This window comes from Mesorhizobium sp. CU3 (assembly GCF_006442965.1).
Lineage (GTDB): Bacteria > Pseudomonadota > Alphaproteobacteria > Rhizobiales > Rhizobiaceae > Mesorhizobium.
Genome location: NZ_VFWX01000010.1, coordinates 171,104 through 196,731, shown reverse-complemented (window position 1 = coordinate 196,731; position 25,628 = coordinate 171,104). Strand labels below are relative to the sequence as shown.

The 25,628-nt window shown below is 63.0% G+C and carries 27 protein-coding genes; 17 read left to right on the top strand and 10 right to left on the bottom strand.

Features of this window, described 5'->3' with window-relative positions; all coding sequences use genetic code 11:
* Window positions 1-36: 36 nt before the first annotated feature.
* Complete coding sequence (locus FJ988_RS17325; protein ID WP_140819555.1) at window positions 37-582, bottom strand: PAS domain-containing protein; 546 nt, start codon at window positions 580-582, stop codon at window positions 37-39.
* 164 nt (window positions 583-746) lie between these two features.
* Here FJ988_RS17325 and FJ988_RS30835 point away from each other — a divergent pair, with 164 nt between their 5' ends.
* On the top strand, window positions 747-914 hold the full coding sequence (locus FJ988_RS30835; protein ID WP_181183565.1) for a hypothetical protein: 168 nt from the start codon (window positions 747-749) through the stop codon (window positions 912-914).
* A 183-nt stretch (window positions 915-1,097) separates the two neighbouring features.
* On the opposite strand, the gene FJ988_RS17320 is transcribed toward FJ988_RS30835, so the two are convergent.
* The 3 genes from FJ988_RS17320 to FJ988_RS17310 all read right to left on the bottom strand — a co-directional run bounded on the left by FJ988_RS17320 (window position 1,098) and on the right by FJ988_RS17310 (window position 2,176).
* Entirely contained in the window at window positions 1,098-1,553 is a 456-nt protein-coding gene (locus FJ988_RS17320) for a GFA family protein (RefSeq protein ID WP_140819554.1), read from the bottom strand.
* A 118-nt stretch (window positions 1,554-1,671) separates the two neighbouring features.
* Complete coding sequence (locus FJ988_RS17315; protein WP_140819553.1) at window positions 1,672-1,962, bottom strand: hypothetical protein; 291 nt, start codon at window positions 1,960-1,962, stop codon at window positions 1,672-1,674.
* Between the two features lie 46 nt (window positions 1,963-2,008).
* Complete coding sequence (locus FJ988_RS17310) at window positions 2,009-2,176, bottom strand: Thivi_2564 family membrane protein (RefSeq protein WP_140819552.1); 168 nt, start codon at window positions 2,174-2,176, stop codon at window positions 2,009-2,011.
* A gap of 257 nt (window positions 2,177-2,433) precedes the next feature.
* Here FJ988_RS17310 and FJ988_RS17305 point away from each other — a divergent pair, with 257 nt between their 5' ends.
* Window positions 2,434-2,598 carry a DUF3309 family protein gene (locus FJ988_RS17305; RefSeq protein ID WP_140819551.1) on the top strand — a complete coding sequence of 55 codons (165 nt, stop codon included), beginning with the start codon at window positions 2,434-2,436 and terminating at the stop codon, window positions 2,596-2,598.
* A 74-nt stretch (window positions 2,599-2,672) separates the two neighbouring features.
* Here the strand turns inward: FJ988_RS17305 and FJ988_RS17300 are convergent, their stop codons facing one another.
* The gene (locus FJ988_RS17300) at window positions 2,673-4,535 is read right to left on the bottom strand and encodes a CHASE3 domain-containing protein (RefSeq protein WP_246688577.1); all 1,863 of its coding nucleotides are present in this window, start codon (window positions 4,533-4,535) and stop codon (window positions 2,673-2,675) included.
* Between the two features lie 636 nt (window positions 4,536-5,171).
* Between FJ988_RS17300 and FJ988_RS17295 the strand changes: the two genes are divergently transcribed.
* The 6 genes from FJ988_RS17295 (at window position 5,172) to FJ988_RS17270 (ending at window position 11,589) form a co-directional block, all read left to right on the top strand.
* Window positions 5,172-6,398, top strand: a complete 1,227-nt coding sequence (locus FJ988_RS17295; protein WP_140819550.1) for an anion transporter — start codon at window positions 5,172-5,174, stop codon at window positions 6,396-6,398.
* Window positions 6,399-6,558: 160 nt separating this feature from the next.
* Window positions 6,559-7,572 (top strand): LacI family DNA-binding transcriptional regulator, encoded by a 1,014-nt coding sequence (locus FJ988_RS17290; protein ID WP_140819549.1) that lies wholly within the window; start codon window positions 6,559-6,561, stop codon window positions 7,570-7,572.
* Entirely contained in the window at window positions 7,569-9,086 is a 1,518-nt protein-coding gene (locus FJ988_RS17285) for a sugar ABC transporter ATP-binding protein (protein WP_140819548.1), read from the top strand. Before FJ988_RS17290 ends, FJ988_RS17285 begins: the two co-directional genes overlap by 4 nt.
* Window positions 9,087-10,142, top strand: a complete 1,056-nt coding sequence (locus FJ988_RS17280; RefSeq protein ID WP_140819547.1) for an ABC transporter permease — start codon at window positions 9,087-9,089, stop codon at window positions 10,140-10,142.
* A 70-nt stretch (window positions 10,143-10,212) separates the two neighbouring features.
* Complete coding sequence (locus FJ988_RS17275) at window positions 10,213-11,196, top strand: substrate-binding domain-containing protein (RefSeq protein WP_140819546.1); 984 nt, start codon at window positions 10,213-10,215, stop codon at window positions 11,194-11,196.
* Window positions 11,197-11,355: 159 nt separating this feature from the next.
* Window positions 11,356-11,589: a hypothetical protein gene (locus tag FJ988_RS17270; protein ID WP_140819545.1), complete on the top strand. Its 234-nt coding sequence runs from the start codon at window positions 11,356-11,358 to the stop codon at window positions 11,587-11,589.
* Between the two features lie 406 nt (window positions 11,590-11,995).
* Here the strand turns inward: FJ988_RS17270 and FJ988_RS17265 are convergent, their stop codons facing one another.
* Complete coding sequence (locus tag FJ988_RS17265; RefSeq protein WP_246688576.1) at window positions 11,996-13,054, bottom strand: aminopeptidase; 1,059 nt, start codon at window positions 13,052-13,054, stop codon at window positions 11,996-11,998.
* Window positions 13,055-13,342: 288 nt separating this feature from the next.
* Here FJ988_RS17265 and FJ988_RS17260 point away from each other — a divergent pair, with 288 nt between their 5' ends.
* From FJ988_RS17260 to FJ988_RS17245, 5 genes are all read left to right on the top strand, one after another.
* Window positions 13,343-13,579, top strand: a complete 237-nt coding sequence (locus FJ988_RS17260) for a hypothetical protein (protein WP_140819543.1) — start codon at window positions 13,343-13,345, stop codon at window positions 13,577-13,579.
* A gap of 4 nt (window positions 13,580-13,583) precedes the next feature.
* Window positions 13,584-14,801 (top strand): hypothetical protein, encoded by a 1,218-nt coding sequence (locus FJ988_RS17255; protein ID WP_210242770.1) that lies wholly within the window; start codon window positions 13,584-13,586, stop codon window positions 14,799-14,801.
* A 127-nt stretch (window positions 14,802-14,928) separates the two neighbouring features.
* Entirely contained in the window at window positions 14,929-15,369 is a 441-nt protein-coding gene (locus FJ988_RS31030; protein ID WP_210242769.1) for a hypothetical protein, read from the top strand.
* A 272-nt stretch (window positions 15,370-15,641) separates the two neighbouring features.
* Window positions 15,642-15,929, top strand: coding sequence for a hypothetical protein (locus FJ988_RS17250; RefSeq protein WP_140819542.1), 288 nt, complete (start codon window positions 15,642-15,644; stop codon window positions 15,927-15,929).
* A gap of 227 nt (window positions 15,930-16,156) precedes the next feature.
* The gene (locus FJ988_RS17245) at window positions 16,157-17,428 is read left to right on the top strand and encodes an RsmB/NOP family class I SAM-dependent RNA methyltransferase (protein ID WP_210242768.1); all 1,272 of its coding nucleotides are present in this window, start codon (window positions 16,157-16,159) and stop codon (window positions 17,426-17,428) included.
* A 7-nt stretch (window positions 17,429-17,435) separates the two neighbouring features.
* Here FJ988_RS17245 and FJ988_RS17240 read toward each other — a convergent pair whose 3' ends face one another.
* Window positions 17,436-17,753: a GYD domain-containing protein gene (locus FJ988_RS17240; protein ID WP_140819540.1), complete on the bottom strand. Its 318-nt coding sequence runs from the start codon at window positions 17,751-17,753 to the stop codon at window positions 17,436-17,438.
* Between the two features lie 264 nt (window positions 17,754-18,017).
* Entirely contained in the window at window positions 18,018-20,060 is a 2,043-nt protein-coding gene (locus tag FJ988_RS17235) for a YgiQ family radical SAM protein (RefSeq protein ID WP_140819539.1), read from the bottom strand.
* Window positions 20,061-20,262: 202 nt separating this feature from the next.
* On the opposite strand from FJ988_RS17235, the gene FJ988_RS17230 reads away from it, so the two are divergent.
* A complete protein-coding gene (locus FJ988_RS17230) occupies window positions 20,263-21,609 on the top strand; it encodes a tetratricopeptide repeat protein (protein WP_181183564.1) in 1,347 nt (448 codons plus the stop codon).
* A gap of 11 nt (window positions 21,610-21,620) precedes the next feature.
* Here FJ988_RS17230 and FJ988_RS17225 read toward each other — a convergent pair whose 3' ends face one another.
* Complete coding sequence (locus FJ988_RS17225) at window positions 21,621-22,595, bottom strand: nucleoside hydrolase (RefSeq protein ID WP_140819537.1); 975 nt, start codon at window positions 22,593-22,595, stop codon at window positions 21,621-21,623.
* Between the two features lie 165 nt (window positions 22,596-22,760).
* On the opposite strand from FJ988_RS17225, the gene FJ988_RS17220 reads away from it, so the two are divergent.
* Both FJ988_RS17220 and FJ988_RS17215 read left to right on the top strand, forming a co-directional pair.
* A complete protein-coding gene (locus FJ988_RS17220; RefSeq protein WP_140819536.1) occupies window positions 22,761-23,264 on the top strand; it encodes a hypothetical protein in 504 nt (167 codons plus the stop codon).
* Window positions 23,265-23,378: 114 nt separating this feature from the next.
* Complete coding sequence (locus FJ988_RS17215; RefSeq protein ID WP_140819535.1) at window positions 23,379-24,026, top strand: class I SAM-dependent methyltransferase; 648 nt, start codon at window positions 23,379-23,381, stop codon at window positions 24,024-24,026.
* 15 nt (window positions 24,027-24,041) lie between these two features.
* On the opposite strand, the gene FJ988_RS17210 is transcribed toward FJ988_RS17215, so the two are convergent.
* A complete protein-coding gene (locus FJ988_RS17210; RefSeq protein ID WP_140819534.1) occupies window positions 24,042-24,683 on the bottom strand; it encodes a TetR/AcrR family transcriptional regulator in 642 nt (213 codons plus the stop codon).
* A gap of 81 nt (window positions 24,684-24,764) precedes the next feature.
* On the opposite strand from FJ988_RS17210, the gene FJ988_RS17205 reads away from it, so the two are divergent.
* Window positions 24,765-25,622, top strand: a complete 858-nt coding sequence (locus tag FJ988_RS17205; protein WP_140819533.1) for a crotonase/enoyl-CoA hydratase family protein — start codon at window positions 24,765-24,767, stop codon at window positions 25,620-25,622.
* Window positions 25,623-25,628: the final 6 nt, after the last annotated feature.

Below are 25,628 nucleotides of genomic sequence, written 5' to 3'. Positions count from 1 at the left end.
ACCGGGGAATGGGTCCGGAACACGGCAAAGTTCGTTTCAGGACGATTTGCGCCTCCCCACTCTCCCGCCGAACCGCTGCTCGACTTCTTCTTCGACATTGTCCAGGAGGTAGGACAGCATATCATCTCCGATCGATTGTGCGATGTCCCTGGCCTGTTCGACGTGGCTGTGGATATCGCGCAAGGATTGCTCTTCGCACGCGGTGTCCTGCGTCAGGTCGATAAACCATCCAGGATAGAGCGCGGCCTCGCCGACGCCGTCGACATAGCACTGGCCTACAGCCAGGATCTTGCGCAGGCCCATCTTCTCAGAGCGGATCCTGTAGACCTCCCTGAAGCCCGACCTGCGTTCTATAGCCTTGCGGATCGCCAGCCGGATCCTCGGTCGGTCGTCCCGGTCGATGCATTGCATCCACCGCTCCAACGGCGCGCCGTGCGAGAATTCTTCGAGCGTGAGGCCGAAATAAGCTGAAAGATTGGCATCGCCATAGACCCGGTCGCGCTTGATGTCCCAGGTCCAGAACCCGTCTATCGGTGGATACCGCGTATGCATATTGCGGCTGCGTTCAGGTCCCGACGTCATGAAAACCGCCCCGTCCGGCCTCAAGATTCGGCAACACTATGTAGCAAAAATTGAAAGAAACAAAGGTGGTCTTTTGTAAAAGGCCAGAAATCACGTCCTCTACTGTTTGCTGCCTGTCGCATGTCATAACTGGTACAACCAGAACTAGGATTGTTGGAAATTTCTTGAACGGAAAAAATTTTCACCATGGTGCTGTGAACTCAGCGATGTATTCCACTCGCCAATTAAATCTTTTGGCAAGAAATGCTTATGCTACCTATGATTTAAAAGATGTGTCAAAACGTTCTTATGCTTTTGTGGGACAAACAAAACGCCAAAGCATAATTGCCTGAGTCGCGTTGACCAGCGCAGCCCTTCGCGAATTTGCCGCATCGCGAATGCTAACGGCGTCGAGAAAGCCGGCAAACCGACCGGTGGTTGAAAATGCGAAATTTCGAGAAAAAGACGCTGCCCCACCGGTCAGGGCGGCCGAAGATCATCCTTCCTCGGACTCAAATCCCATCGGAGGCGCGGGCTTAGGCCGACTTTCGCTGTCGTTCCAGGTTGTTTTGCGGTACGGCGCCGCTGGCAAACCCCGGATCATCGGCGAAGCGGTCATGCTCGAACTGTTGTGCCTCGGGCAGAGGCTGCAACCAGCTCTCGCGGCGGCCGATCCACAATTCGTAGCCCGGCACCAGCCCTTCGGTCGGCGCCACGTCCAGGCTGCCGATCGTCACCTCGACTTCGTCCTCGCCGATGAAAGGGACGCGACCACCGCAAGTCGGGCAAAAACTGCGGGCGCCATATGTGCTGGTGATGCCAGTGGCCTCAAAGGCCTGGCGCGGCCATATCGCGTAGGCGTGAAAAACCGAGCCGCTTGTCTTGCGGCAATCCTTGCAGTGGCAAAGGCCGACCCGCTGCGGCTCGCCGCTGACCTGGAACTGCACGCCTCCGCACAAGCAACTGCCGCTGCGTGTGATCTCGTTGGACATGGCGCTTCCTCCTGCTGCCACGCGAATGGTCGACAACTCTGCGCGCCCATTCCGCTGCTGCCCGCTACAACCCGCGCAACCTTGCAACGGTTCCGTGTCATGGCGCAAGAAGCTGCGCTCAATCGGGGAAATCGAAGACCGGTTCGGCGCAGTGATAGACGCGGCATCCGCCGGTCCTGGTCGGAACTGTCATGGAAACAGGCACTTCCGGCCAATCGCATTCATTGCCGTATTGTCGCACGAAGCGGTCGTATAGATCGCGGCCAGTGGTCAGCACCGCGGCGTGGCGGCTTTGGATCAGCGCTTGGGTCTCGGCACAGGTCATGTTGCGCGTGTCCGGCCTGGCGTAAGCGGCGCCGGCTACGCAGACAATCGTGCCTGCAACAAGCAAGATCGACAGGTTTTTCATGGACGCCGACTTCGGACGTGGTTCCAGTGGCGAATATGGGACGCGGTTAGAACACCGCAAGGTATTTGAGCAGCGAGATGATGCCGATGATGATGACGACGATCTGCGCGATCTGACGCGCGCGTGCATCGAGCGGCAGGCGTTGCACCAGATAAAGCACCAGGATGATCACCAGGAATGTGATCAGAATGCCGATAAGAACCGATGCACCCATAAGCTGCCGTCTCCCTCTTGTCCTCAAGTTTGCCCGAACCGGGCTGCTGCAAACGTCGCGCCGACGTCTTTGGTTCCCGAGGAACTGCAAGCAATTCCTGCAGCCGATCGTGGCGCCCACTCAGCCAATGCCGGCTAAGCATGAGCGCGCCGTCGGTGGAACATGCGCGCCACTCGTGAGTTCACTTCCTCAATAACAAGGCGGGGCACTGCAAAAACAACGCGCGGGATCGCGCAGCCAGAAAGAAGGAAGAAACCATGGGCCTCGGCACAATTCTCATCATCATTCTTATTCTTGCCTTGCTCGGCGGCTTCAGCGGCCTGGGCGGTGGGCCGTTCTACGGCACGGGCTATTACGGCGGTGGCGGGCTCGGCCTCGTCCTGGTGATCGTCATAATCCTGGTGCTGCTGCGGATCATCTAGTTGCGGCAGGAGCCGACGCTGGAACGGAGCAACCGTTCGGGCACCGCTTCTCTCGCCCATCGCGCTGGCCGCCGTCAATGCGCGGCGAGCGCTTCCCGCAGCTTCGCCGCCAGCTGGTCCAGAGTGAACGGCTTGGCGATGAAGTGGACACCGTGGTCGAGCACGCCATTGTGCACGACCGCGTTGCGGGTGAAGCCGGTCATGAAGACGACCTTGGGCGAAAGTCCGCGCCTTTTCGCCTCTTCCGCCAACTGGCGGCCATTCATGCCCGGCATGACGATGTCGGTCAGCATCAGCGCGATGGCCGTATTCTCGGCCAGCTTGCGCAGCGCCTCCTCGCTGCCGGCCGCCTCGATGACGGTATAGCCGAGTTCGAGCAGCAAGGCGGCCGTCGAGGCTCTCACACGCGCATCGTCCTCGACCAGGAGGATGGTTTCTGTCGCAGGCACATCGCGTCTGGCGCTTGCCTTTGCCGGCGCGACGTCATCCGGGCCGGTGAAGCGGGGAAGATAGATCTTGATGGTTGTGCCTTCGCCGGGTTCCGAATAGATCTTGACGTGCCCACCGGACTGCTTGACGAAGCCGAAGACCTGGCTCAATCCCAGCCCTGTGCCCTTGTTGATCGGCTTGGTCGTGAAGAACGGCTCGAAGGCTCGCGCGATCACGTCGGGTGTCATGCCGGTCCCGGTGTCGGTCACCGCGATCATCACATATTGCCCGGCCTTCACTTCCGGATGCGTCGCTGCGTAAGCCTCATCGAGATAGCCATTGGCGGTCTCGATGGTGAGCTTGCCTTTCTCGCCGATGGCGTCGCGCGCATTGACCGCAAGGTTGAGGACCGCGTTCTCCACCTGGCTCGGGTCGGCATGGGTTTTCCACAAGCCGCCGGCCAGCACCGTCTCGATGTCGATGGCCTGGCCGAGCGTGCGACGCAAAAGGTCCGACATGCCAGTGACCAGCCGGTTGGCGTCGACGATCTGCGGCGCCAGCGGCTGCTGCCTTGAAAAGGCCAGCAGCCTCGCCGTCAGGTTGGCTGCGCGGGCTGCAGCGTCCGCCGCCGCTTCCACAAAACTCTGCACGTCGTGCTCGCCGCGTGCCAGCTTGCGCTGCGCAAGATTCATGGCGCTGGTAATGACGGCAAGCATGTTGTTGAAGTCATGCGCGATGCCGCCGGTGAGTTGGCCGACCGCTTCCATCTTCTGAACCTGACGCAGTTGCGATTCCGCTTTTTCGCGCGTCTCGATCTCGACGGTCAGCGCTTCGTTCTTGGCGCTGAGCTCATTCTGGGCGGCGACCACTTCGCCGAAGCGGCGGTTGGATTGGCGGATCGTGAAGAGGCCGAGCAGGAAGATGCCGAGCAGCGCCGCGAACGATCCGATGCGCAGCCAGCCCTCGATACTTTCCATCCGCACGGCGCGGGCGTTGAGGCTGGCGCCGTCGATGCGACGGATCGCATCGATATTGGCTCGGATCTGGTCCATGTCGAGCTTGCCGCGGCCGCCGCGCACGATCTCCAGCGCCTTCGTCATGTTGCCGGCATCGTAAAGCCTGATCGTCTCGGCAAGTTCCGCCTGTTTGCGGGCAAGCGCATCCTTGATGCCGACCACTTGCTGCGCCCGGTCGCTGCCGACCGGGAACATGTCGTCGACATGAGCAAGCAGGGCCGGCAGCGAGTCCAGCGCCTGCTGATAGGGCTGCAGATACGTCTTCTCGCCGGTCAGCAGATAGCCGCGCTGGCCGGTCTCGGCATCCTGGGCGAGCGAAAGCAGCCCCGAAAGCAGTTGCTGCGCCTCGATCGCCTGCAGGCTGGCGTCGCGGTCGGCGATCTGGGTTTCGGCGAGAATGGCGCGCCCGCCGATGATCGCCGCGACGATGGCAAAGCCGGCAAGCAGCGGAAGCGCTTGCCAGCGCAGGGCGCGTCGCAGTCGTGCGGTCATTGCTTTGTTGGGCCTGAGAAATCGCGAGTTGCGCAAGTGGTAAGCGCCGTCGATGCGCAAGGCAAGTGCCGCGTCGATAAGCCCAATGATTGCAGAAGCTAAGCGGACCCCACTATGTCAAAGTTTAATACGGCTCGCTTTGGTCGGTGCGGCAATGAAATGTTGCGGTGCCCCGTTTGGCCGCCAAGGGAGCCCGTGGGCTGGCAGCCTCTCGCTAAGGCTCGCGTCCGCTGCACTCGATACACGCGATGGAGTGTCCCGGACAATTGAGCCGGTGCGTGCCCTCCGGGCAGCAGTGGCCGTTCGAGCTCAGCCAGCGGGCACAGACGAAAACCTTCCTTGCTCCGCGACAGCGCGGGCATTCCTGCGGACGCATTAGTTTCTCCCTTTGCGAGACACAATGCTCCGCATTAACGACCGTGCTCATCCGTTTCGTCCCCAACGCCGACTGGATTATCGGTCACATATGTTTCAGCATTCTTTACATTAGGAATTTTGAATATGAAAGCCGCGAGAGCGCGCGAGCTAAGTTTCGGCCGCTTCGGCGCTTCCCCTTTGCGCCGCCCTTGCTAAATGTGATGCGGCGAAGCGCCGGCAGCTTTCGGGCCGGGGCAGGGCAACGGGAATCTCTCCTCCATGACATGGACCAGCGCGGGCGCGCTCATCATCCTCGTGCTGACCTATGCCGGCGTCGCCGTCGGTCGCATCCCTGGTCTCAGGCTCGATCGCGCCGGTATCGCGCTGCTTGGCGGCGCCGCGATGATCGCCATCGGCGCCATCGGCATCGAGGACGCCTACAAGGCGATCAATTTCGACACCATAACGCTGTTGCTCGGCATGATGATCGTGGTTGCGCATCTGAAGGTCTCGGGCGCCTTCAGGGCGCTCGGCGGCTACGCCATCGAGCATGCGCACGCGCCCTTGATGCTGCTCGTCATGGTGACGCTGCTCACCGGCGTGCTCTCGGCCTTCCTGGTCAATGACGCGATCTGCTTGGTGATGGCGCCGATCGTCGTCCACGTCACCCGCGTCATCAACCGCAACCCGGTGCCTTACCTCATCGCCGTCTGCACCGCTTCCAACTGCGGCAGCGTCGCCACCATCACCGGCAATCCGCAAAACATGGTGATCGGCGCGCTGTCGGGCATTTCCTATCCTGCCTTCACGCTGGCGTTGGCACCGGTGGCGCTGTTCGGCCTTTTGGCGGTTATCGTCATCATCCGCATCGTCTACCGCGCCGAATTCTCGCGCGCCGCCGAGCTCAGCCCGGAAGTCTATCGAGGCCGCATGCTGCCCGGCCAGGTGCTTAAAGCCACCATCGTCTGCGTCGCGCTGGCAATCGCCTTCTTCGCCGGCGTACCTGTCGCCAAGGCGGCGCTGATCGCCGGCGCTTTCCTGCTCGTCACCCGCGCGATCAAGCCGCAGCGCATCTACCGCGAGATCGACGGCCCGCTGCTCTTCATGTTCGCCGGCCTGTTCGTGGTGGTCGCAGGAGCCGAAAAGACGCTGCTTACCCCAGACATGATCGCCTGGGCGAAGACCATCGGCCTCGACGATGTTTGGCGTCTGTCGGGCTTCACCGCTGTGCTGTCCAACATCATGAGCAACGTACCGGCCGTGCTGGCGTTGAGGCCTTTCATCCCGGGTCTGGAAAACCCCGAGCGCGCCTGGCTGGTCGTGGCGATGTCTTCGACGCTCGCCGGCAATTTCACGCTGCTCGGCTCCGTCGCCAACCTGATCGTCGCCGAGCAGGCGAAGGCGGCCGGCAAGGAATTGTCCTTCACCGCCTTCTTCAAGGTCGGCCTGCCGCTGACGCTGCTGACGCTGGTCGCCGGCACGGCCTGGCTCGCCTTCACCTCCTGACGTCTTGATTTCCACAGAAGAGAAAATCTTCTGCACCTCGTCATCGAAGCGATTGCGCAAACGTTTCGATGACTCTATGGTTTATGAAAATCCGCCACAGAGCGGAATGGGAAACGCGATCGAAGGGAGGAGCGCTTGCCGGCACTCTGGATGAGCCGTCATGCCGACAATGGCTGAGGTCGCGCGCCGCGCCGGCGTCTCGATTTCGACGGTATCGCATGTCGTCAACCGCACGCGCTTCGTCTCGCCCGAGAAGGCGCAGCTCATCAACGACGCCATCGCCGCCATGGGCTACCAGCCCAACGAGCTGGCGCGATCGCTGAAGGTCGCTTCCACCAACAGCGTCGGGCTGGCCATCTCGGCGATCTCCAATCCCTATTTCACCGACATCATCTGCGCCGTCGAGGCCGAATGCGCCCGGCTCGGCCTGATGGTCTTCCTTTCCGACACCCAGGAAGACCCGGACCGCGAGCTGCAGGTGGTGCGCGCCTTCCATCAGCGCCGCGTCGACGGCGTCATCCTGGCGCCGTCCGGCTCGCCGCAGCGCGCCATCGACTATCTCGCCGACAAGAAGCTGCCTTGCGTCCTGATCGACCGCTTCGCCGACGACCGTTTCGACCAGATCGGCGTCGAGAACGAGACCGCGATGCATGCCTTGATCGACCATGTCGCTTCCTTCGGCCACAAGCGTATCGGCTACATTGCCGGCCAGCCGGGGCTGGCCACCACCCGCGAGCGCATCGAGGCTTTTCGCGCTTCGCTCGCCGCCAATGGACTTGAATGCTTGCCGCGCTATGTCTCGGCCGAGAACGTCGACACGGCGAGCGCCACGGCATCGACGCATGCGATCTTGTCGCTGCCCGAGCCGCCCACCGCATTGGTCACCGGCAACAACATGACGACCATCGGAGCAGTCCGTGCCATCCGCGAGAAAGGGCTTTCCATCCCCGGCGATCTGTCGATCGTCGGCTTCGACGATTTCGAATGGGCCGACTGTTTCGAGCCGCGCCTGACCCTGGTCGAGCAGCCTTGCACCGAGATCGGCCGCCAGGCGGCGGCGCTGCTTTCGGAACGCATCGCCTCCAGCCATGCGGCACCGCGCGCCGTACGGCTGCAGGCGAAGTTGCAGGCGCGGGAGTCCTGCGCGACTCCAGCCCCGGCGAGGTCGAGATGAGCGCGCCGCTGCTTTCCGTCACTGGTGCGGTAAAACATTTCGGCGGCGTGCAGGCGCTGCGCGGCGTCGACTTCGATCTCAAGGCCGGCGAGATTCACGCGCTGCTCGGCGAGAACGGCGCCGGCAAGTCGACTCTGATGAACCTTTTGTCGGGCGTCCACGCGCCGGACGAGGGCGAGATCCGCATCGACGGCAACAAGGTCACCTTCAGCAACCCGCGCGAGGCGCAAGCCGCCGGCATCGCCACCATCTTCCAGGAACTCGACCTGGTGCCCTCGCTCGACGTCGCGGCGAACCTGTTCCTCGGCCGCGAGCTGATGCGGCCGGGCGGCTTGCTCGACGTGCCGGCGATGCGCCGCGAGGCAAGGAAGCGGCTGGAAGCGATCGAGCTTGCCATCGATCCGGCGCGCCTCGTCGCCGACCTCTCCATCGGCCAGCGCCAGGTGGTGGCGATCGTCAAGGCGCTGTCCTATGCGTCGCGCGTGCTGATCATGGACGAGCCGACGGCAGCACTCACCGTCGGCGAGGTCGAGCGCCTGTTCGACATCATGCGCAAGCTCGCCGCCACCGGCGTCGGCATCGTCTATATTTCGCATCGGCTGGAGGAAGTGCCCGAAATCGCCGACCGCGTGACGGTGATGCGCGACGGCCGCGTCGCCGGCGTTACCGAGCCGCATGCGCCACAGGCCGAACTGGTGCGTCTGCTGGTCGGCCGCCCGCTGGACGAGCTTTATCCGCAACGCTCGAAAAGCGCCGGCAAGACCTTGCTCAGCCTGAAGCATGCCAGCTTCAAGCTGGCCAGCCAGAGCGCCGGCTGGCAGGCGCCGGACGATATCTCGCTCGAGGTCAGGCAAGGCGAGATCGTCGGCCTGGCCGGCATCATGGGCGCAGGGCGCACCGAACTGCTTTCGGCACTCTACGGCACCGGCCTTGCCGGCCGCTGGCAGGGCGAGGTCGCGGTCGACGGCAGGCCGGTGAAACTCCACTCCATCCACGCCGCGCGCAAGGCCGGCATCGCCTTCGTCACCGACGACCGCCGCGGCAGCGGCCTGATGCTTCGCATGGCCGTCGGCCTCAACCTGGTGATGTCGGTGATCCGCCGCATCTCGCCGGCCGGCCTGATGTCGCCGCGCCGCCAGGCCGAGGCGGTGAAGCAATCCTTCGGCCAGTTCGACATCCGCCCGAAGAACCCGGACATATCGGTCGGCGCCCTGTCGGGCGGCAACCAGCAGAAGGTGGTGCTGGCCAAGGAAATCCTCGGCAACCCGCGCCTGCTTTTGCTCGACGAGCCGACGCGTGGCGTCGATGTCGGTGCCAAGGGCGAGATCTACGCGCGGCTCAGGGCACTCGCCGCGCAAGGACTGGGCATTCTGGTCGCTTCCAGCGAGATGCCGGAGCTGATCGGGCTTTGCGACCGTATCGTGGTGCTGCGCCAGGGGCGCAATGTGGCGGAATTCTTGGGCGGCGTCGACGAGCACACCGTGCTTGCCGCGGCCAATGGCAGGGAGGCCTGATTGTCGGGAGAGAAGATCGAGGTAGCGGCCAATCCGGTGGTGCCTTCGGCGCCCAAGCGCCGCGTCGACCCGCTGGCGATCGTGGTGCGCTTCCAGAGCCTGATCGGCCTGGTGCTGGTGGCCATCGGTGGCGTCATCTTCTCGCCCCGACGCCATGGCGAGATTCTGTTCCTCAACCCCGACAACATCGCCAACATCGTGCGCGCCGTGTCGGAGACCGGCATCATCGCCATCGGCATGACCTTCGTCATCATCACCGCCGGCATCGATCTTTCGGTCGGCGCGGTGCTCGGCCTGTCCAGCGTCGTCACCGCCTCGATGATGATCTCCGGCGGCTTCGGCCTGATCCCGACCATCCTCGCCGTGCTCGTCATGGGCATCGTCTTCGGCGTCGTCCAGGGCACCATATCGACGCGCTTCAGGCTGGAGCCCTTCATCGTCACGCTGGCCGGCCTGCAGGCGGCGCGCGGCCTGGCGCTCATCGTCTCCGGCAACCAGTACATCAACATCTCCTACGGCGACGGCCCGGGCCTGGCGCCGCCGGTCTTCGCGGTGCTCGGCGAGCGTCTGTTCGACAACACCGTGCCGGTGGCGACCATCGTCTTCATCATCTTCGCGGCCATCGCCACCATCGTGCTCAACACCACGCGCTTCGGCCGCTACGTCTATGCCGTCGGCGGCAACGAGCGCGCCGCGCGCATTTCCGGCGTGCCGGTGTCGATGGTGAAGATCTCGGTCTACGCCATCACCGGCTTTGCCTCCGCACTTGCCGGCATCGTCCATGCCGGCCAGTTCAACTTCGGCAGCGCCAATGACGGCATGGGCTATGAGCTGACGGCTATCGCCGCCGTCGTCATCGGCGGCACCAGCCTGTTCGGCGGCGCCGGCTCGATGGTCGGCACCGTGGCCGGCACCATCATGCTCGGCGCTTTGGCCAACATCCTTCAGCTCAACAACATCACCCCCGCCACGCAGTTGCTCGCGACCGCCGCGATCATCGTTCTGGCGGCAGTGCTTCAATCCCTCGTTCGCCGCCGCGAGGGTTTGGGACGATAGGAGGCCGGCGGCACCGGGAAGAGACTGTAACCACGCTCCGGCACCCCCGCCGGACAAGGAGGAGAGTAGTATGAGAACCAAGACAGGATCGCGCGTCCTTCGGGCCGCGCTGATGGCAGGCGCGGGCGTCTGCATCGCCGGCAGCGCCTATGCGGCCGAGCCGCTGGTCAAGGCCTGCGCCAAGGACGGCCAGTTCGTCATCGGCTTTTCGCAGGCCAACAACGCCGAACCATATCGCCAGCACGTCAATGACGAGCTGACCGCGGCGGCCAAGGAAGTGCCGGGCTTCACGTTGCAGATCGCCGACGGCGCCGGCAACGTCAACACGCAGACCTCGCAGGTCGACAATTTCATCACCCAGAAGGTCGACATATTGCTGATCTCGCCCTTCGAAGCCGCCCCGCTGACGCCGGCGGTGAAACGCGCCATGGATGCCGGCATTCCGGTCATCGAGCTCGACCGCAAGACGGTCGGCGACCCCGGCAAGGACTACACCGCCTTCATCGGCGGCGACAATTTCAAGATCGCCGAGGCCGCCGGCAAGTTCACCGCCGAAAAGCTGCTGCCCGATGGCGGCGAGGCCGCGGTGCTGGAAGGCCTGCCGAGCTCGACGCCGGCGGTGGAGCGCCTCAACGGCTTCAAGGAAGGCGTGAAGGCGAACTCGAAGATCCAGATCGTCGCCGAGCAGGCCGCCGACTGGGTTCCGGATAAAGCCCAGACCGCCTTTGCCGCCATGCTGCAGGCGCATCCTGACATCAAGGTGCTCTATGCCTCGAACGACATGATGGCCGCGGGCGCGCTGCTTGCCGCCAAGGGCGCCGGCAAGGACGTCAAGATCATCGGCACCGACGGCCTGCCGGGCCCGGCCGGCGGCATCGAGGCCGTCGCCAAGGGCGACTGGGCCGCGACCTTCACCTATCCGACCGGCGCCAAGGAAGCGATCGAGATGTCGAAGAAAATCCTGCTCGACTGCGCGACCTCGGTGGACGCCACGGTGACGGTGGACACCACCGCGATCACGGCGGAGAACGCGAAGGCGTTGGCCGGGAAGTAGGGCAGGGCTCTACAATCGAAGACGTTGCAAAGGCCCCCGCACGGGGGCCTTTTTTCGTTTCGGGCGGGTCGCTGCCGCGCTGCGACGCTCTCATCGGTATTGCGAAGCTGCGATTTTGTGTTAAGCGCGCCGCTTGAACCAACCGAAGGACGACACAAAGTGAGCGAAACGACCGTGGCCCAGGCGATCGAGAGCATCTATGCCTCGATCAAGGCCGACAATGCCGACCTCGATGCCCATATCGCGACGCTCAAGGCGGCGATGGCCCGCGAAGGGGTCAAAGAGGCGGTGTTCGAGCCGGCCAAGCTGGTGCAGGGCAACCGCCAGGGCCGCAAGCTGATGCAGGCCTATTTCCGCCAGCGCGGCGTGACGGTGACGTTTTCGGACAAGTAGAGCCGCGCGCCGGACCTGGCGCCTCACACGGCCCGGATGGTGTTGCAAAAGGCCCCACAAGGGGCCCTATTTTGCTTTTTGGGCTACGGCGCGCGTCGCTTGGCTGCCGAGGTCAATTGCATTGGGCAGCGCTGCCCCCGCTCCGTCTCGGCGCTGCGGCGGATAATACATAGGGGGAGAAGTGTTACCCATCTATCCGGTTCAAAGTGTTACCCATCTATCGGCTGGACAACGCTAATCGCCGAGGGCCGCGACCTTCGCAATCCTGGGTTCCTCGCCCCCGCCGAAGGTGGGGGAGAGGTGGCTCGGCGAAGCCGAGACGGAGAGGGGGAGCGCCCTATGCGATTGGCTGCCCCAGCCGGCATCGCTCAACCATACTTGCGGCCGGCCGCCTCGCTCGCCAGCGTCAATCACACGTCGCCGCCGCCTTCAGCGCCTGCACCCGCGAAGCTGCCGGCAAACCCCCGATCCGTCGAACCGCAGCATAGAACCTCGGATAATCGCCGCCGCACAAATTGAGCAGGCGCAGAAACGCCGGCACCTGCTCACCATAGACGGAAGTCGCGGCAAGCTTTGCATTGTTGATCGGGGCGGCGAACCAGGCGTCATATCCGCGATATCCGCCCCAGCGCGTATCGCGCAAATGCCGGTAGCGCGCCCGCAGCGTCTCGATCGTGGCCGCCTTGGCGGCCGCCATCATCTGCGGCGTGCGCGGGCTGCCATACACCTGCCTCAACTCGTCGCGCGTCTGCGCGATCAGCTTGAGAAAATCGGCGCTGCGCCGGCGGTTCGTATCATAGCGGCGCAATCCGGCACGGTTGCCTGTGGCGCGCAGCCATTTGCGCACGCCGCTGGTCTCGACCGAAACCGCGAAAGCCTCGTTGAAGGCGGAATCGTTGTTCACATAGACCTTCTGATGCGCCAGCTCATGGAAGATGAGGCTGGCGATATAGCTGTCGTCCTGGCGCAGCATGGTCGAGAGCAGCGGGTCGCTGAACCAGCCCAGCGTCGAATAGGCGGTGACGCCCGAGATGTAGACGTCGAGCCCCTGCCGCTGCAGGCCGGCTGCACTTTCAGCCGCGGATTTCGGCGAAAAATAACCCCGGTAAGGCACGCAGCCGAACACCGGAAAGCACCATGTCACCGGCGCCAGCGAGAAGCGCGGCGCGGCAAAGACGGCATAGGTCACATTGTCCCGGCCGATGTCGACGTAAGCGCGGTAGCTGGAGTTGTCGGGCAGCGAGAGCTCATCCGTGGCAAAGCGGCGTATGGCGGCAGCCGACGTCAGCTTGGCGCGCAACGCCTTCGGCGTCGAAGGATCGCGGATCAGCCCCCCGACATTCCTGCGCGCCGCCATGATCTCGACATGGCCCTCGATCGACTGCGCGTAATAGGAGACGGTTGTGCAGCCGGTGAGGGTGGAGGCGAGGAGGAGGGCGGCTAGCGGTCGGAAGAGGCGCTTCACAGGTTGGCCATCGGTTGGTGATTTTCCCGGGGAGCGGATGTCCCCGTGTCTCAAACAGGCGCGCCGATTTTCGTCAAGGGCTGGCGGAGCATGGAGGGTGTACTTTCGACTTTGCTGAGATTGGCAGTGTGGCCATTTGTCCATGAATCCATGGTGGCGACCGCACACTCTCGCTTAAAACGCACCTTTGACAGTTCTCTGAATATTTTGGTGAAATTCATTGAAATATGTTTGACGAATATCATTCGTTCGCCTATCTGCTAGCGAAAGGAAATTCGCGGAATCGTCATGGCATCAAAGAATGAGCGGCGGGAGAATTTCGTCAGGCTTGCCGAAGGTCGGACACAGCTCGCGCTGGACGCAATCAGAAAAATCGGCAATCTTTCAAATAGCCGTGCATACGAATACACAGACACCGATGTGAAGGCGATTGTGAAAGCATTGCGTGAAGCGACCGGAGAAATAGAGCGAAAGTTCAGCTCTACGACAGGTGAGACTTTTAACAAGTTCAAGCTGAAAGGGTAGCGCTTTGAAGGCCGAGCCGCTCAATATCAATGACAAGCGCTTCCTTATCAATCGGCTAATAGAACAGGCGCCGGTTAGCACCCTCATTCGCGAATTCTTCAAGAATGCCGACGAAAGCGCAGCGCTGGCGCCAGCGGGTAGCCGTCGCATCGAGATTTATCCGGTCGAGTTCGACGGCGTTCGTAAGCTCGCCTTCTGGAACACTGGCCCTGGAATGGATGGGGCGGAATTAAAAAAGGCGACAGACCTATCTTCCTCCATCGGCAAAGATATGGCCCTCGACGCCAATTTCGGGATTGGGGCAAAGGTTTCCGGATTGACGATGTCAAAGTCAGGCATCCGGTATCGCTCATGCAAAAACGGTGCGGTCTCCGAAGTCACGATTGGTTACGACGAAGGCGAGGGTACCTATGTGCGTTTTCCTGTGTTGTTGCCGAATGGAAGCTACCAAACTGTATACGACGTGACAGCGGCGGCAGTCGCGGAAGGAAGAGGTACACTGCAGGACTGGACTGAGGTCATCCTGTTTGGGGAAAGCGAAGACCACGACACGGTTGCGGAACCGATGGGCAAAGGAAAATCCGTTGATCGAAGTTATGTGCCGAGCGCAATTTTTCGGCGCTTTGCCAATTTTTCCGAAGGCGTCGAAGTTCGTATCGACGTGGCGATGACCAAAGGAGGCGGCAAAGACGAGACAGGAAAGTACCGACAACTGAGACCGCTCGCCGATATCTTGGACAAATTGCCGAATGCGGAGCGCGTAAAAGAGCAGGATTCTGGGCTGACCATTCACTATATTCACGACCCAAAGCACCCACTTTCGAGCCATTCCTTGAGTGCTCGAGCAAACCCGGCAACGTCTTCGACTACCTTCTGTGCTGTCGTGCACAAGGGCGAGCGGTACGACATAAAAACAAGCAAAGCGTGGTCGGCCGCCGCACCGAAATTTGGCATACCTTTTGGGTCCAAGGTGCTCACTGTCGAGATTGAGATTCCCGACACTATGGCGCTTCCTAACCAATATCGCGATGGCCTACTGTGGCCCAAGGACCGCGCGACTTTAACTGCTGACGATTTCATGGACTATGTTCGCGAACTGATGCCGCAGTGGGTGAAAGACGTTATTCGATCTGAATCGCCGGAATCCGACGATAATCTCGACGACCTCCAGACTGATCTTCAACGGTTGCTGGACGAGTTCCGCGTTAACGGAACCTGCTGACATTGATCTGGATGTTGAAGCCGAGATCGAACTCGATCGCAGCGAACGTCAATCAAATACCAGTGGTGTTCGGGCTTCATCGGCGAAGGTTCGAAAAGCGCCGGCAGGCTCGAAACCGTCGAAAGCAATGCAAACTCTAGAACGCGTGCCGACAATAACCATTCTGATCGATCCAGACGAGATTTCCGATAAGGGTATGAAGGGGCGCGCCGGCTTGTACTACAGCGAGTCGCAAACGCTGTTTGTGAATGGACTATACCCAATCATAGAGCGAATGGCGGCTGAACTCGAACTGGAGTTGACAGGTACTGGTGAGCCCGAGGTCGTGCGAACTGAAGCACTTCGAGCAGCGCGTCGCTCCGCGGCTTTTCGCGTCGGAAAGGTAACGTGCTACGCGATCAGCAAGCGATTGTCCGACGACTGGTCGGGCGATGACCTAGAGCGGGCGACCTCACCGGAGTCACTTTCCATGGCTGCAGACGACTATAAGCAAGGGTTGACCGTTGCCAGGAAATGGGCCCGCGAAATGATCAAGGTATCAAAGGTTGAACAGGTTGACGCCGCTTAACGTGGCTCGCCGTGGTTGCCGCCCAACTTTTTAGAAATTGCGGACTACCATTCCCTTGGTCCAGCAGGCGGCGGTCTCCACGCGGGTGTCGCCCCCTCAGTGAACACCGTGGGGTCGATCATTGCCGCGTAGACGGCGGCATAGGCGATCCGCACCATCCCCCAAGCCATTCAAATTTGATCTTTCGAACTCATGCTTTGTCGAGAGTATCTCCTGTAGCGTTTCGCGGCCGTTTTGAAGCGCCGTCGGCGATGGCGAAATAGGAGCAAGCGATGACCCGTAGCCATGTTGAACGTCTTGGAGAGTTCAGGGAAATTCTGGTCGCGACCCGACGCGAAGGCGTCCGCAACGTCCACCATACGCGTGACGCAATGCGAGCCAGCGGTTTCCAGATCGGGGACAGCGATGGCTCCAGCTATGGAGCCCAGCTGCAGTTGCTCCAGGAGCAGATCGAGGCGGTCGATCGCGCCATCGAGGATGAGAAGCGATTGGCCTTGACTATCGAGAGCGCGAGCCAGCCCCGCCGACCGGCCAAGCCCAGAATCGTGAAGGCAACATAGAGCTAGGCACCACCGCTGGCGGAACCGGGCTTCAATCCGCCTCGAGTTGCCTATCGCGATCAGCTTTGCTGTTTTTGCGGGTGGCATTGCCGTCGGCGGTGTAGTGCCGCTGAACCGACACCCGCAACCAATGGTCAGGAGCGCCTGTCTCGCCTATATAGGCGTTTTTTCAGCCAGCTCCTCGTCCCGTGAACGCCGCCGCTCGCCTGCAAGCCACAATTGAACTCATGCATGAAGTCGACAGCGTCGCGCGTCCCGCGGATGCTGTCGTCTCGGCCTGGTTTCGCACCCGGCGCTATATCGGCGACGGGGACCGTGGGCAGATCCTGGAGCTGCTCTATGCGCTTCTGCGGCATCATGCGCGGCTTGGCTGGTGGCTGGCCAGGCATGGGCGCGAGGATGTGCCTCGCAACCGGCTGCTCGCGTGGCTCACGCTTAAGGAAGGTAGGACGCTCGATCAGGTCGAGCGCCTGTTCAATGGCGCGAAATTCGCGCCGGCCATGCTGACGGATCGCGAGCGCGCGCTGCTGGTCAAATTGCAGGACGGCACGATCGACCATCCCGGCATGCCGCAGGACGTGCGCCTTGAATGCCCGTCCTGGGCGGCCGATCCGCTGCGGCGCCGCTTCAAGGAAGCATTCGGCCGGGAGATGGCCGCGCTGCTGACGCCGGCGCCGCTTGACCTGCGCGTCAATCCGCTCAAGTCGACCCGCGAGGCCATGCTTTCCGCGCTGAAGGATCTCGGCTTGCGGGCTGAGCCGTCGGCGCTCGCGCCTTGCGGCATCCGCGTGCAGGAGCGCCCCTCGCTGGCGGGCCTGCCGATGCTGAAGAATGGCGAAGTCGAGATCCAGGACGAGGGCTCGCAGCTTGTCGCCATGCTGGTAGACGCCAGGCCGGGCGAGCGCGTCGTCGATTTCTGCGCCGGCGCCGGCGGCAAGACACTGGCCATCGCCACGCAGATGAACAACAAGGGCCATGTCGTCGCCTGCGACGTCATGGAAGGCCGTCTGAAGCGCGGCGCCGAGCGGTTTCGGCGGGCAGGGCTGCACAATATCGAGACGCGGCTTCTGGCCAGCGAAACGGACCGCTGGATCAAGCGCCACAAGGGCGGGTTCGATCGCGTGCTGGTCGACGCGCCATGCAGCGGCACCGGCACGTGGCGGCGCAATCCCGATGCGCGCTGGCGCGCGCCGGAGGAAAAGGGGCTGGACAATCTCGTATCGCTGCAGGCCCGCATCCTGGCGAGCGCTGCGCGCCTGGTGAAGCCCGGCGGACGGCTGGTCTACGCGACATGCTCCTTGATGTCCGAGGAGAATGAGGACCAGGTGGCCGCTTTCCTGGCGGCGCATCCCGCTTTTCGCGCCGTGCCGCTGCGCGAGGCCGCGCCGCAACTGACCACTTCAGCCCATCCCGACCATCTGTCGCTGACACCCGCGCGCCATGATACTGACGGCTTCTTTGCCGCCGTCATGCAGCGAGAAGGCGCGCTCGCGTCCTAATTTAAGCCTACGATGGTGGGCGGAAGTCGATCTTCCTTTGAACGGCTTGGTCCACATCCTTCGGATCCATGAGCACCGTGACCCGAGACTTCACCATGCCGCTGGCCTGAGCGACAATGGCGGTCGCAGCCATGTCAATGTTGCTCGGCAGGTCGAGAATGATAACGAAGTCATCGCTGCCGAAGGCGAAATAGAACACGTCGAGTTTGCCGCCGATCTCCTCGGCGAGCTTTTCGACCATCATTCGCCGTTTCGAACCGCCCTCATTCAGCAAGCCCTTGAGACCCTGATCTGTGTAAGAACCCTGGACGAGATATTTCGGCATCGCTGCTCCTCCCTTTCAAAGTTCGTGGTGACGGGACGCAGGCTACAGCTTGCAACTGGATCGCGGAATAGGGTTGCCAATCTCAGCTTACGGGCACGGCTTCGGGCGCGTCTCACGACATCCGCTTTGAGGCGGCGGCAAAGTTCACTTGGACGCCCGACATGAGGCGCCAAGCTGCCGGCGAAAGCGGATCTGCTGGTGGCTCGGATCGCCACCTGGCAGATCAGCTATGCTGGCGGAGCACTACAGACAGACCACCGGTCCCTAGCGGCTGAACTTCTTTGGGAAGGGCACGCCCTTGGTGGTGAAGCTCTGCCCTCTGCCGATCGGGCGCATGGGGCGCTTCGTGCCGGCGGCCTTGCCGGTTCCGGGCGGCTGGTGGGCGGGCACCAGCTGGTCGGGGCGAGGACCGATAAGGTCGGCGCGCCCCATCTCCTTCAAGGCTTCGCGCAGCAGCGGCCAATTGTCGGGGTCGTGGTAGCGCAGGAACGCCTTGTGCAGCCGGCGCTGCCGGCCGCCGCGCACGGTCTCGACCTTGTCGGTCGCGCCGCGCCGCACGCCCTTCAGCGTGTTGACGCCGGTATGGTACATGGCCGTCGCGGTCGCCATGGGCGAGGGCAGGAAGGTCTGCACCTGGTCGGCGCGGTAGCGGTTCTTCTTCAGCCAGATGGCCAGCTGCAGCATGTCCTCGTCGGTCGTGCCGGGATGGGCGGCGATGAAATACGGAATGAGATAGTATTTCTTGCCGGCTTCCTTGGCGGCTGCGTCGAACATCTCCTTGAAGCGGTCATAGGTGCCGATGCCGGGCTTCATCATCTTGTCGAGCGGCCCGCGCTCGGTGTGCTCGGGCGCGATCTTCAGATAGCCGCCGACATGGTGGGTCACCAGTTCCTTGACATATTCGGGGCTCTTGACGGCCAGGTCGTAACGCACGCCGGAGGCGACCATCACCTTCTTGACGCCCTTGACCTCGCGCACCTTGCGGTAGAGCCGGATAAGGTCGTCATGCGAGGTGTTGAGATTGGGGCAGATGTCGGGAAACACGCAGGACGGCAGGCGGCAGGCCGCCTCGATCTTGGGGTCCTTGCAGGCCATCCGGTACATGTTGGCGGTCGGCCCGCCGATGTCGGAGATCACGCCGGTGAAGCCCGGCGTCTTGTCGCGGATCTTCTCGATCTCGCGCAGGATCGAGCCCTCGGAGCGGTTCTGGATGATGCGGCCTTCATGCTCGGTGATCGAGCAGAAGGTGCAGCCGCCGAAGCAGCCGCGCATCACCGTCACCGAGAACTTGATCATGTCCCATGCGGGGATTTTCGCATCGCCATAGGACGGATGCGGCGCGCGCGCATAGGGCAGGTCGTAGACGGCGTCCATCTCCTCGGAAGTCAGCGGGATGGGCGGCGGGTTCAGCCACAGGTCGCGGTCGCCATGGCGCTGGACGAGCGGGCGGGCATTGCCTGGGTTGGCCTCGCGGTGCAGCACGCGCGAGGCGCGCGCATAGGCGTCGCGATCGCCCTCGACCTGCTCGAAGGAGGGCAGCCGGATCACCGTGTCGCCGGGCTTGCGGGTCGCGCCCTCGTCTGAAGAATCGAGATCGTCGGCATGGAGTTCCGTGAAGTTCTCGGGCACGCGGCGGAACAGGCCGACGCCCCGGATGCTATCGAGTTCACGCGGCGTGTCGCCGGCGGCCAGCCGGTTCGCCACCTCGACGACGGCGCGCTCGGCATTGCCGTAGATCAACAGGTCGGCTTTGGCGTCGGCCAGGATCGAGCGGCGCACCTTGTCGGACCAGTAGTCGTAATGGGCGATGCGGCGCAGCGAGGCCTCGATGCCGCCCAGCACGATCGGCACGTCCTTGTAGGCCTCGCGGCAGCGCTGCGTATAGACGATCGTGCAGCGGTCCGGCCGCTTGCCGCCTTCGCCGCCCGCCGTATAGGCGTCGTCATGGCGAAGCTTGCGGTCCGAGGTGTAGCGGTTGACCATGGAATCGAGGTTGCCGCCGGTGACGCCGAAGAACAGTCTTGGCCTGCCCAGCGCCTTGAACGGCTCAGCCGACTGCCAGTCGGGCTGCGAAATGATGCCGACCCGAAAACCCTGGGATTCGAGCAGGCGCCCGATGATCGCCATGCCGAAGCTCGGGTGATCGACATAGGCATCGCCCGTGACCAGCACGATGTCGCATTCGTCCCAGCCGAGCGCCGTCATCTCGGCGCGGCTCATCGGCAGGAATGGTGCTGCCCGTCGGGCGGGAGGCTGGCGGACGGATAGCGGAGCTATCTGTTTTTGGGCGCTGGCTAGGGTTTCCATGGGCGACGTATAGGCCGCCGCCGCCGCGAATTCAATTAACCTCGAACCAGGAGAGCAATCGTCGTTGTCTTGAAGCACGCCTACGCAAACGTTTATCATTCGCGATTGTTGAACCTTTGGTTGCAGTGCCGCGACATAAGTCATGCGAGCCATGACGGCAGGCATTTCCGCGCCCGCGATGGCTTGGCCCAAGGAGGTTTTCATGCGCCGTCTCTTGCTGCTTGCCGTTGCTCCACTCGCGCTTGCCGCCATGCCCCACGCGAAGGCCGAAGGTGCGGCCGACACCGCCATCTGCGCTTCGAGCGATGACAGCGCCTATTCCGCCCAGCAGCGCATCGCGGCCTGCACCGCCCTGATCGAGGGCGGCAAGAACGACCGGTCGCCGGATTTCGTCGCGGCCCTGGTCAGCCGTGGCGCGACCTATTGGAATGTCGACAAGATGCAACTCGCGCTTGCCGATCTCAGCCGCGCCATCGCGCTCGACCCGAAGAATGCGCGCGCCTACCGCGAACGCTCGAACATCTATCGAACCAGCGGCAATCTCGACAAGGCTCTGGCCGACGCCAACGAGGCGGCACGCCTCGATCCGAACGATCCGCAGGCCTTCGCCAATCGCGGCAACGTGTTCAGCAACGACAAGCAGTATGATCGCGCCATCGCCGACTACAACCAGGCGATCCGGCTGGATGCCAAATATGCCCAGGCCTGGCAGGATCGTGGCGCCACCTATTATTTCAAGCAGAGTTATGACGAGGCGATCAGGAACTATGACGAGGCGATCCGGCTCGATCCGAAGAACGCCCGCTTCTTCACCAACCGCGGCGCGGCCTACAAGGCGATGGGCCGTACCGATCAAGCCATCGCCGATGAGAGCGATGCAATCCGGCTCGATCCCACCAAGCCGGAATATTTCGACAACCGGGGCCTGTCCTATGAGGACAAGAAGGACTATGACCGCGCCATCGCCGACTACAACGAGGCGATCCGGCTGCGCCCGCAGGCAAACTTCCTGACCAACCGCGCCAACGCCTACAATTTGAAGGGCGATCTGGACCGCGCCATCACCGACTACGACCGCGCGCTCGCGCTCGATCCGAACTTCTATCTGGCCTATCACAACCGCGCCGCGACCTGGCAGCAGAAGGGCGATGCCGACAGCGCCATCGCCGATTACGAGCAGGCGCTGCGCATCGATCCAAAGGCGGGTTCGGACGCCGAGCAACTGGCCAACTTGCGCCAGGATCGCGACCGCCGCCAGTCGGTGCGCGCCGAGCGGCTGCTGCCGACCTTCAAGTGCAAGTCGGCGAACAACGCGGTCGAAAAGGCGATCTGCTCCGATCCGGACCTGTCGCGCATCGACCGGCGGATGGACGACGTCTACAAGGCCGCGCTGGCAAAGGCCGACCGGAAAGTGGCGCGGGGGCTGCGCGAGGAGCAGCGCCGCTTCATCGCCGAGCGCAACAGATCGTTCGGACGCCCCGACTACAATCTCAGGCGCGACATGGAGCGTCGGCTTGCGCAACTGGTTGAGACCGGCGCGGGGAACTGAAACCCCGCGGCCTAGCCCAACGCCTTCGTCAGCCTTTCAAGCGCGTCCACGATCAGATCGCAGAACTTCTTGTGGTCGAGCGTCATCGCCACGTCGTGGCGAAAATTCATCTGCTCGCTCGCCGTACCGCCGAAATGGCGCATGCCGCCCATCTTTTCGAAATTGCAGACGGTCATGCCCTTGGTCCAGCGTCCCGCGATCTCGACGCGGATGTCGGCCTTCTCGGTGGTGAAGACAGTCGGGTCGATCATCGCCGCCACGCAGCAGGCGTCGTGGACGGCCGGGTAGGCGATCTGCAACAGGCCGCCATGCGTGGTGGCGATGAACGCCCAGATGTCGAGGATGAATTTGGCGATCGGGCCGCCGACGGCGCGCACCCTGTCCTGCAGTTCCGGCGTGGCCAGTGCCTGGTGGGTCAGGTCGAGCCCGACCATGGTCACGTCCCAGTCGGCGCGGAACACCACGTCGGCGGCTTCCGGGTCGCCATACACGTTGAACTCGGCCGCCGGCGTAATGTTGCCGCGCGTATAGGCGCCGCCCATGGCGACGACCTTCTTCACGCGGCCGATGATGCGCGGCTCCTTGCGCGCGGCGAGCGCGATGTTGGTGTAGGGGCCGACCGGCACCAGCGTAACCGTCTTCGGCTCATGCGCCATCACCGTGTCGATGATGAAGTCGACGGCATGGCGCTTATCGAGCGCGAAGGAGGCGGGCGGCAGTTCGGGGCCGTCGAGCCCGGTCTCGCCATGGATCTCGACGGCCAGCACCTGGTCGATGATCAGCGGCCCGGGCGAGCCCTTCGCCACCGGCACCTTGATGCCGTAGGCGGTGCAGACCGAAAGCGCGTTGCGCGTGGTGTTCTCGACATTGTGGTTGCCCGAGACCGTGGTGACGCCGAGCAGCTCGATATTGGGATTGCCGGCCGCAAGCAGGATGGCGATGGCGTCGTCGTGCCCGGGGTCGCAGTCCAGGATGATCTTTTCCATGTGTGTCGGCTCTCCTCCGGGCCTTGCGCGATTACAGGCTGCGACGGCCGGCGCCGTCAAGGTTCTCGCCGGCCATGTAGTGTCTCAGTTTGAGTTTTGACCGGCTCTCAGCCGGCACCGCTCGCCTGTCGCACCAGCCGACGAACTTCTATATATGCTTTGGAGATGGATCGGCAGAACAACCAGTTAGCGCATACTTTAGACCGGCTGCCTCGCTGGAGAGCTTTGGCTCAGGTGATGTTGCCGGCCGAGTTTTCTGCGGCATCCATAAATCGTACAGAGCGTTGTTCAATTTTTGCATTTTTCGCCGAGGTACTTTCTTCTGTTCGCAGAGCCCATTCGGTCGAAGATCGCGACGAGCTTCCCAAAATCTACGCACTTGCCGAATGGAGCCTATGGCACCCCAACAAACAGCTTTGGAACGCTGCTGGAGTTTCCTTCTACGAGCACGCTTTTGACCATTGTACTGACATAGACAACGTTATGGCATGGATTGCTCCAAAGACGAGGGCGGCCGTATCGGGCTTATGGGACGTGCACTTGGAGCCAGCAGCCTTGGAGCGCGTCAAACGCGCATCACAAAGCGTTCACTGGAGCCATCAGCGCGAATGCGATGTTGCTTTGCAAACCGCCATCGCCGCGTTGAATGCGCCGGTAGCAGCGGCTTAAACCAGCGACAACCTGAGACACTCCGCGGCAGAGCAGGGCGCCGCTCCGCGGGGCGCTTACGTTGCGTTTAGCTCCGTCCTGTAAGGAATGGCGAATTCCGGGGGCCGCGCGCCGATGTTGGACAATTACGAGGTGGACCGCTTCGGCGTGATCCACCAGATCGACTTCTCGCCGATCAAATACGACAAGCAGTATATCTCCTATTACGAGGATCTGAGCGACCGCACCATCAAGCTCGGCTATCAGCGGCTTGGCTGGGTGCTGGGCATCACCGGCGAGGTTCCCCGGTCCGTGCTGGAGATCGGCTATGGCACCGGCACCTTTGTCGAGGCCGCGAAGATAACCGGGGTCGCCGACTGCGCCGGCTGCGACATCGCCAGATATCCGTTGCCCAAGGGCGTCCGCTTTGTCGATTGGGACGAGGCGCTGGCCGGCACGTGGGATCTGGTGGCCATGTTCGACGTGCTCGAGCACATCCCGGACCTGAGCTTCCTCGCCCGCCTGAAGGCCCGCCACCTGGCCGTTGCCGTCCCTTACTGCCGCTGGCGTGAGCTCGGCGCCGATGGCGACGCGTGGTTCCAGACGTGGCGCATGCGTCTGCCCAACGAGCACCTGCACCATTTCGACCGCGAGTCGCTGGTGGCGCTGCTGGCGGACAACGGCTTCGGCTGCGTCACGCTCAACTCCTTCGAGGACGGGATCAGGCTGCGGCCCGGCGAAACGGGTCCGAACATTCTGTCCGGCTTCTTCAGCAAGCTCTAGCGCTCAGCCCTTGGATCACGGCGTCCGGGCGACGATCCGCCGACGCCGCCGCGCGGGCCGGCCAGCGGCCGGCGGAACCGCCGCTGCCATCCGCACCCTGACCAACGTCGTCGCCGCTCGTCCCGCCGCCTCGATATAGTCGGCGTTGCGATGCACCAGCATCACCGAGAACGCGCCATCCATCAGAAGCACGATCTCGCGCGCCAGCGTTCCGGCCTCGGTGACGTCGTGGCCTGACAGGGCCTCCGCCAGCCACGCCTCGAAGCGCGCTTTGTGCCGCGCGCCGGCCTTGACCGCCGGATGGCCGGGCATGGCGGCGAGTTCGGCGGCCGTGCGCAGAAAGCCGCAGCCTTTCCAGCGCGGATGGCGCGCGACCCGCGCGAGGTTGGTGAAGATCGCTTCGACCCTGCTGTCCGGCCCGCCTTCGGCGTCATCGAACCAGCCAGCCATCTGCTTCAGGTTGGGCTGGTCGCGGCCCTCCAGATAGGCGGCGATCAGATCGTCCTTGCTGCGGAAATGATAGTAGAGCGTGCGCTTGGTCAGTCCGGCCTTCTCGGCCACCGCGTCGACACTGACCCGGCCGATGCCCTCGGCATAGAAGAGTTTTGTCGCCGCATCGACGATGCGCTTGCGGGTCGGGCTGACGGCTTCATCCATCTGCTAAGTATACCGACTAGTGAATATACAGACAACCGCGAAGCTGATCCCCTGCAGCGATCCGAACGCAGAGGAAAAACCATGACCGACCCCGTGCTTTGCGAGATCCGCGACCGCGTCGCGGTGCTGACGCTCAACCGCCCCGAAAAACTCAACGCGCTGAACTACGCTTTGATCGACCGCCTGCTGGTCACCCTCGACAAGATCGAGACCGACGGCGCGGTCGGCGCCGTCATCCTGACGGGCGCAGGGGAGCGCGCCTTTTCCGCCGGCGCCGACATCCACGAGTTTTCGCTGAGCGTCGCCGAAGGCGCCGACGCGGCGCTGCGCGACTTCGTCATGCGCGGCCAAAGGCTGACCGCGAAGCTGGAAGCGTTCCGCAAGCCGGTCATCGCCGCCGTCAACGGAATTGCCTTTGGCGGCGGCTGCGAGATCACCGAAGCGGTGCCGCTGGCCATCGCCAGCGACCGCGCCATCTTCGCCAAGCCCGAGATAAAACTTGCCATGCCGCCGACCTTCGGCGGCACGCAGCGCCTGCCCAGGCTCGCCGGGCGCAAGCGCGCGCTGGAGCTGTTGTTGACCGGCGAGACGTTCTCCGCCACACGCGCCGCAGAGCTCGGCCTCGTCAACCGCGTCGTGCCGTATGCCGAGCTGATGCCGGCGGCCTTCGATCTCGCCCGCCGCATCCTCGTCCATTCGCCTCTTGCCGTGGCGAGCATCCTCACCGCCGTGACGCGCGGTATAAACTTGAGCATCGCCGAGGGCCTATTGGTCGAGGCCGAGCAGTTCGCCCGAATGGCGCCGACCGCCGATCTGCGTGAGGGCCTGGGCGCCTGGGTCGAAGGCCGAAAACCAGGCTATGACGGCTCGTGGACGCACATCACCCGGCCGGCGGAGGCACGGCAAACTTCGCGGCGGCTCGACCGGGCGGCCGGCTGACCGGCT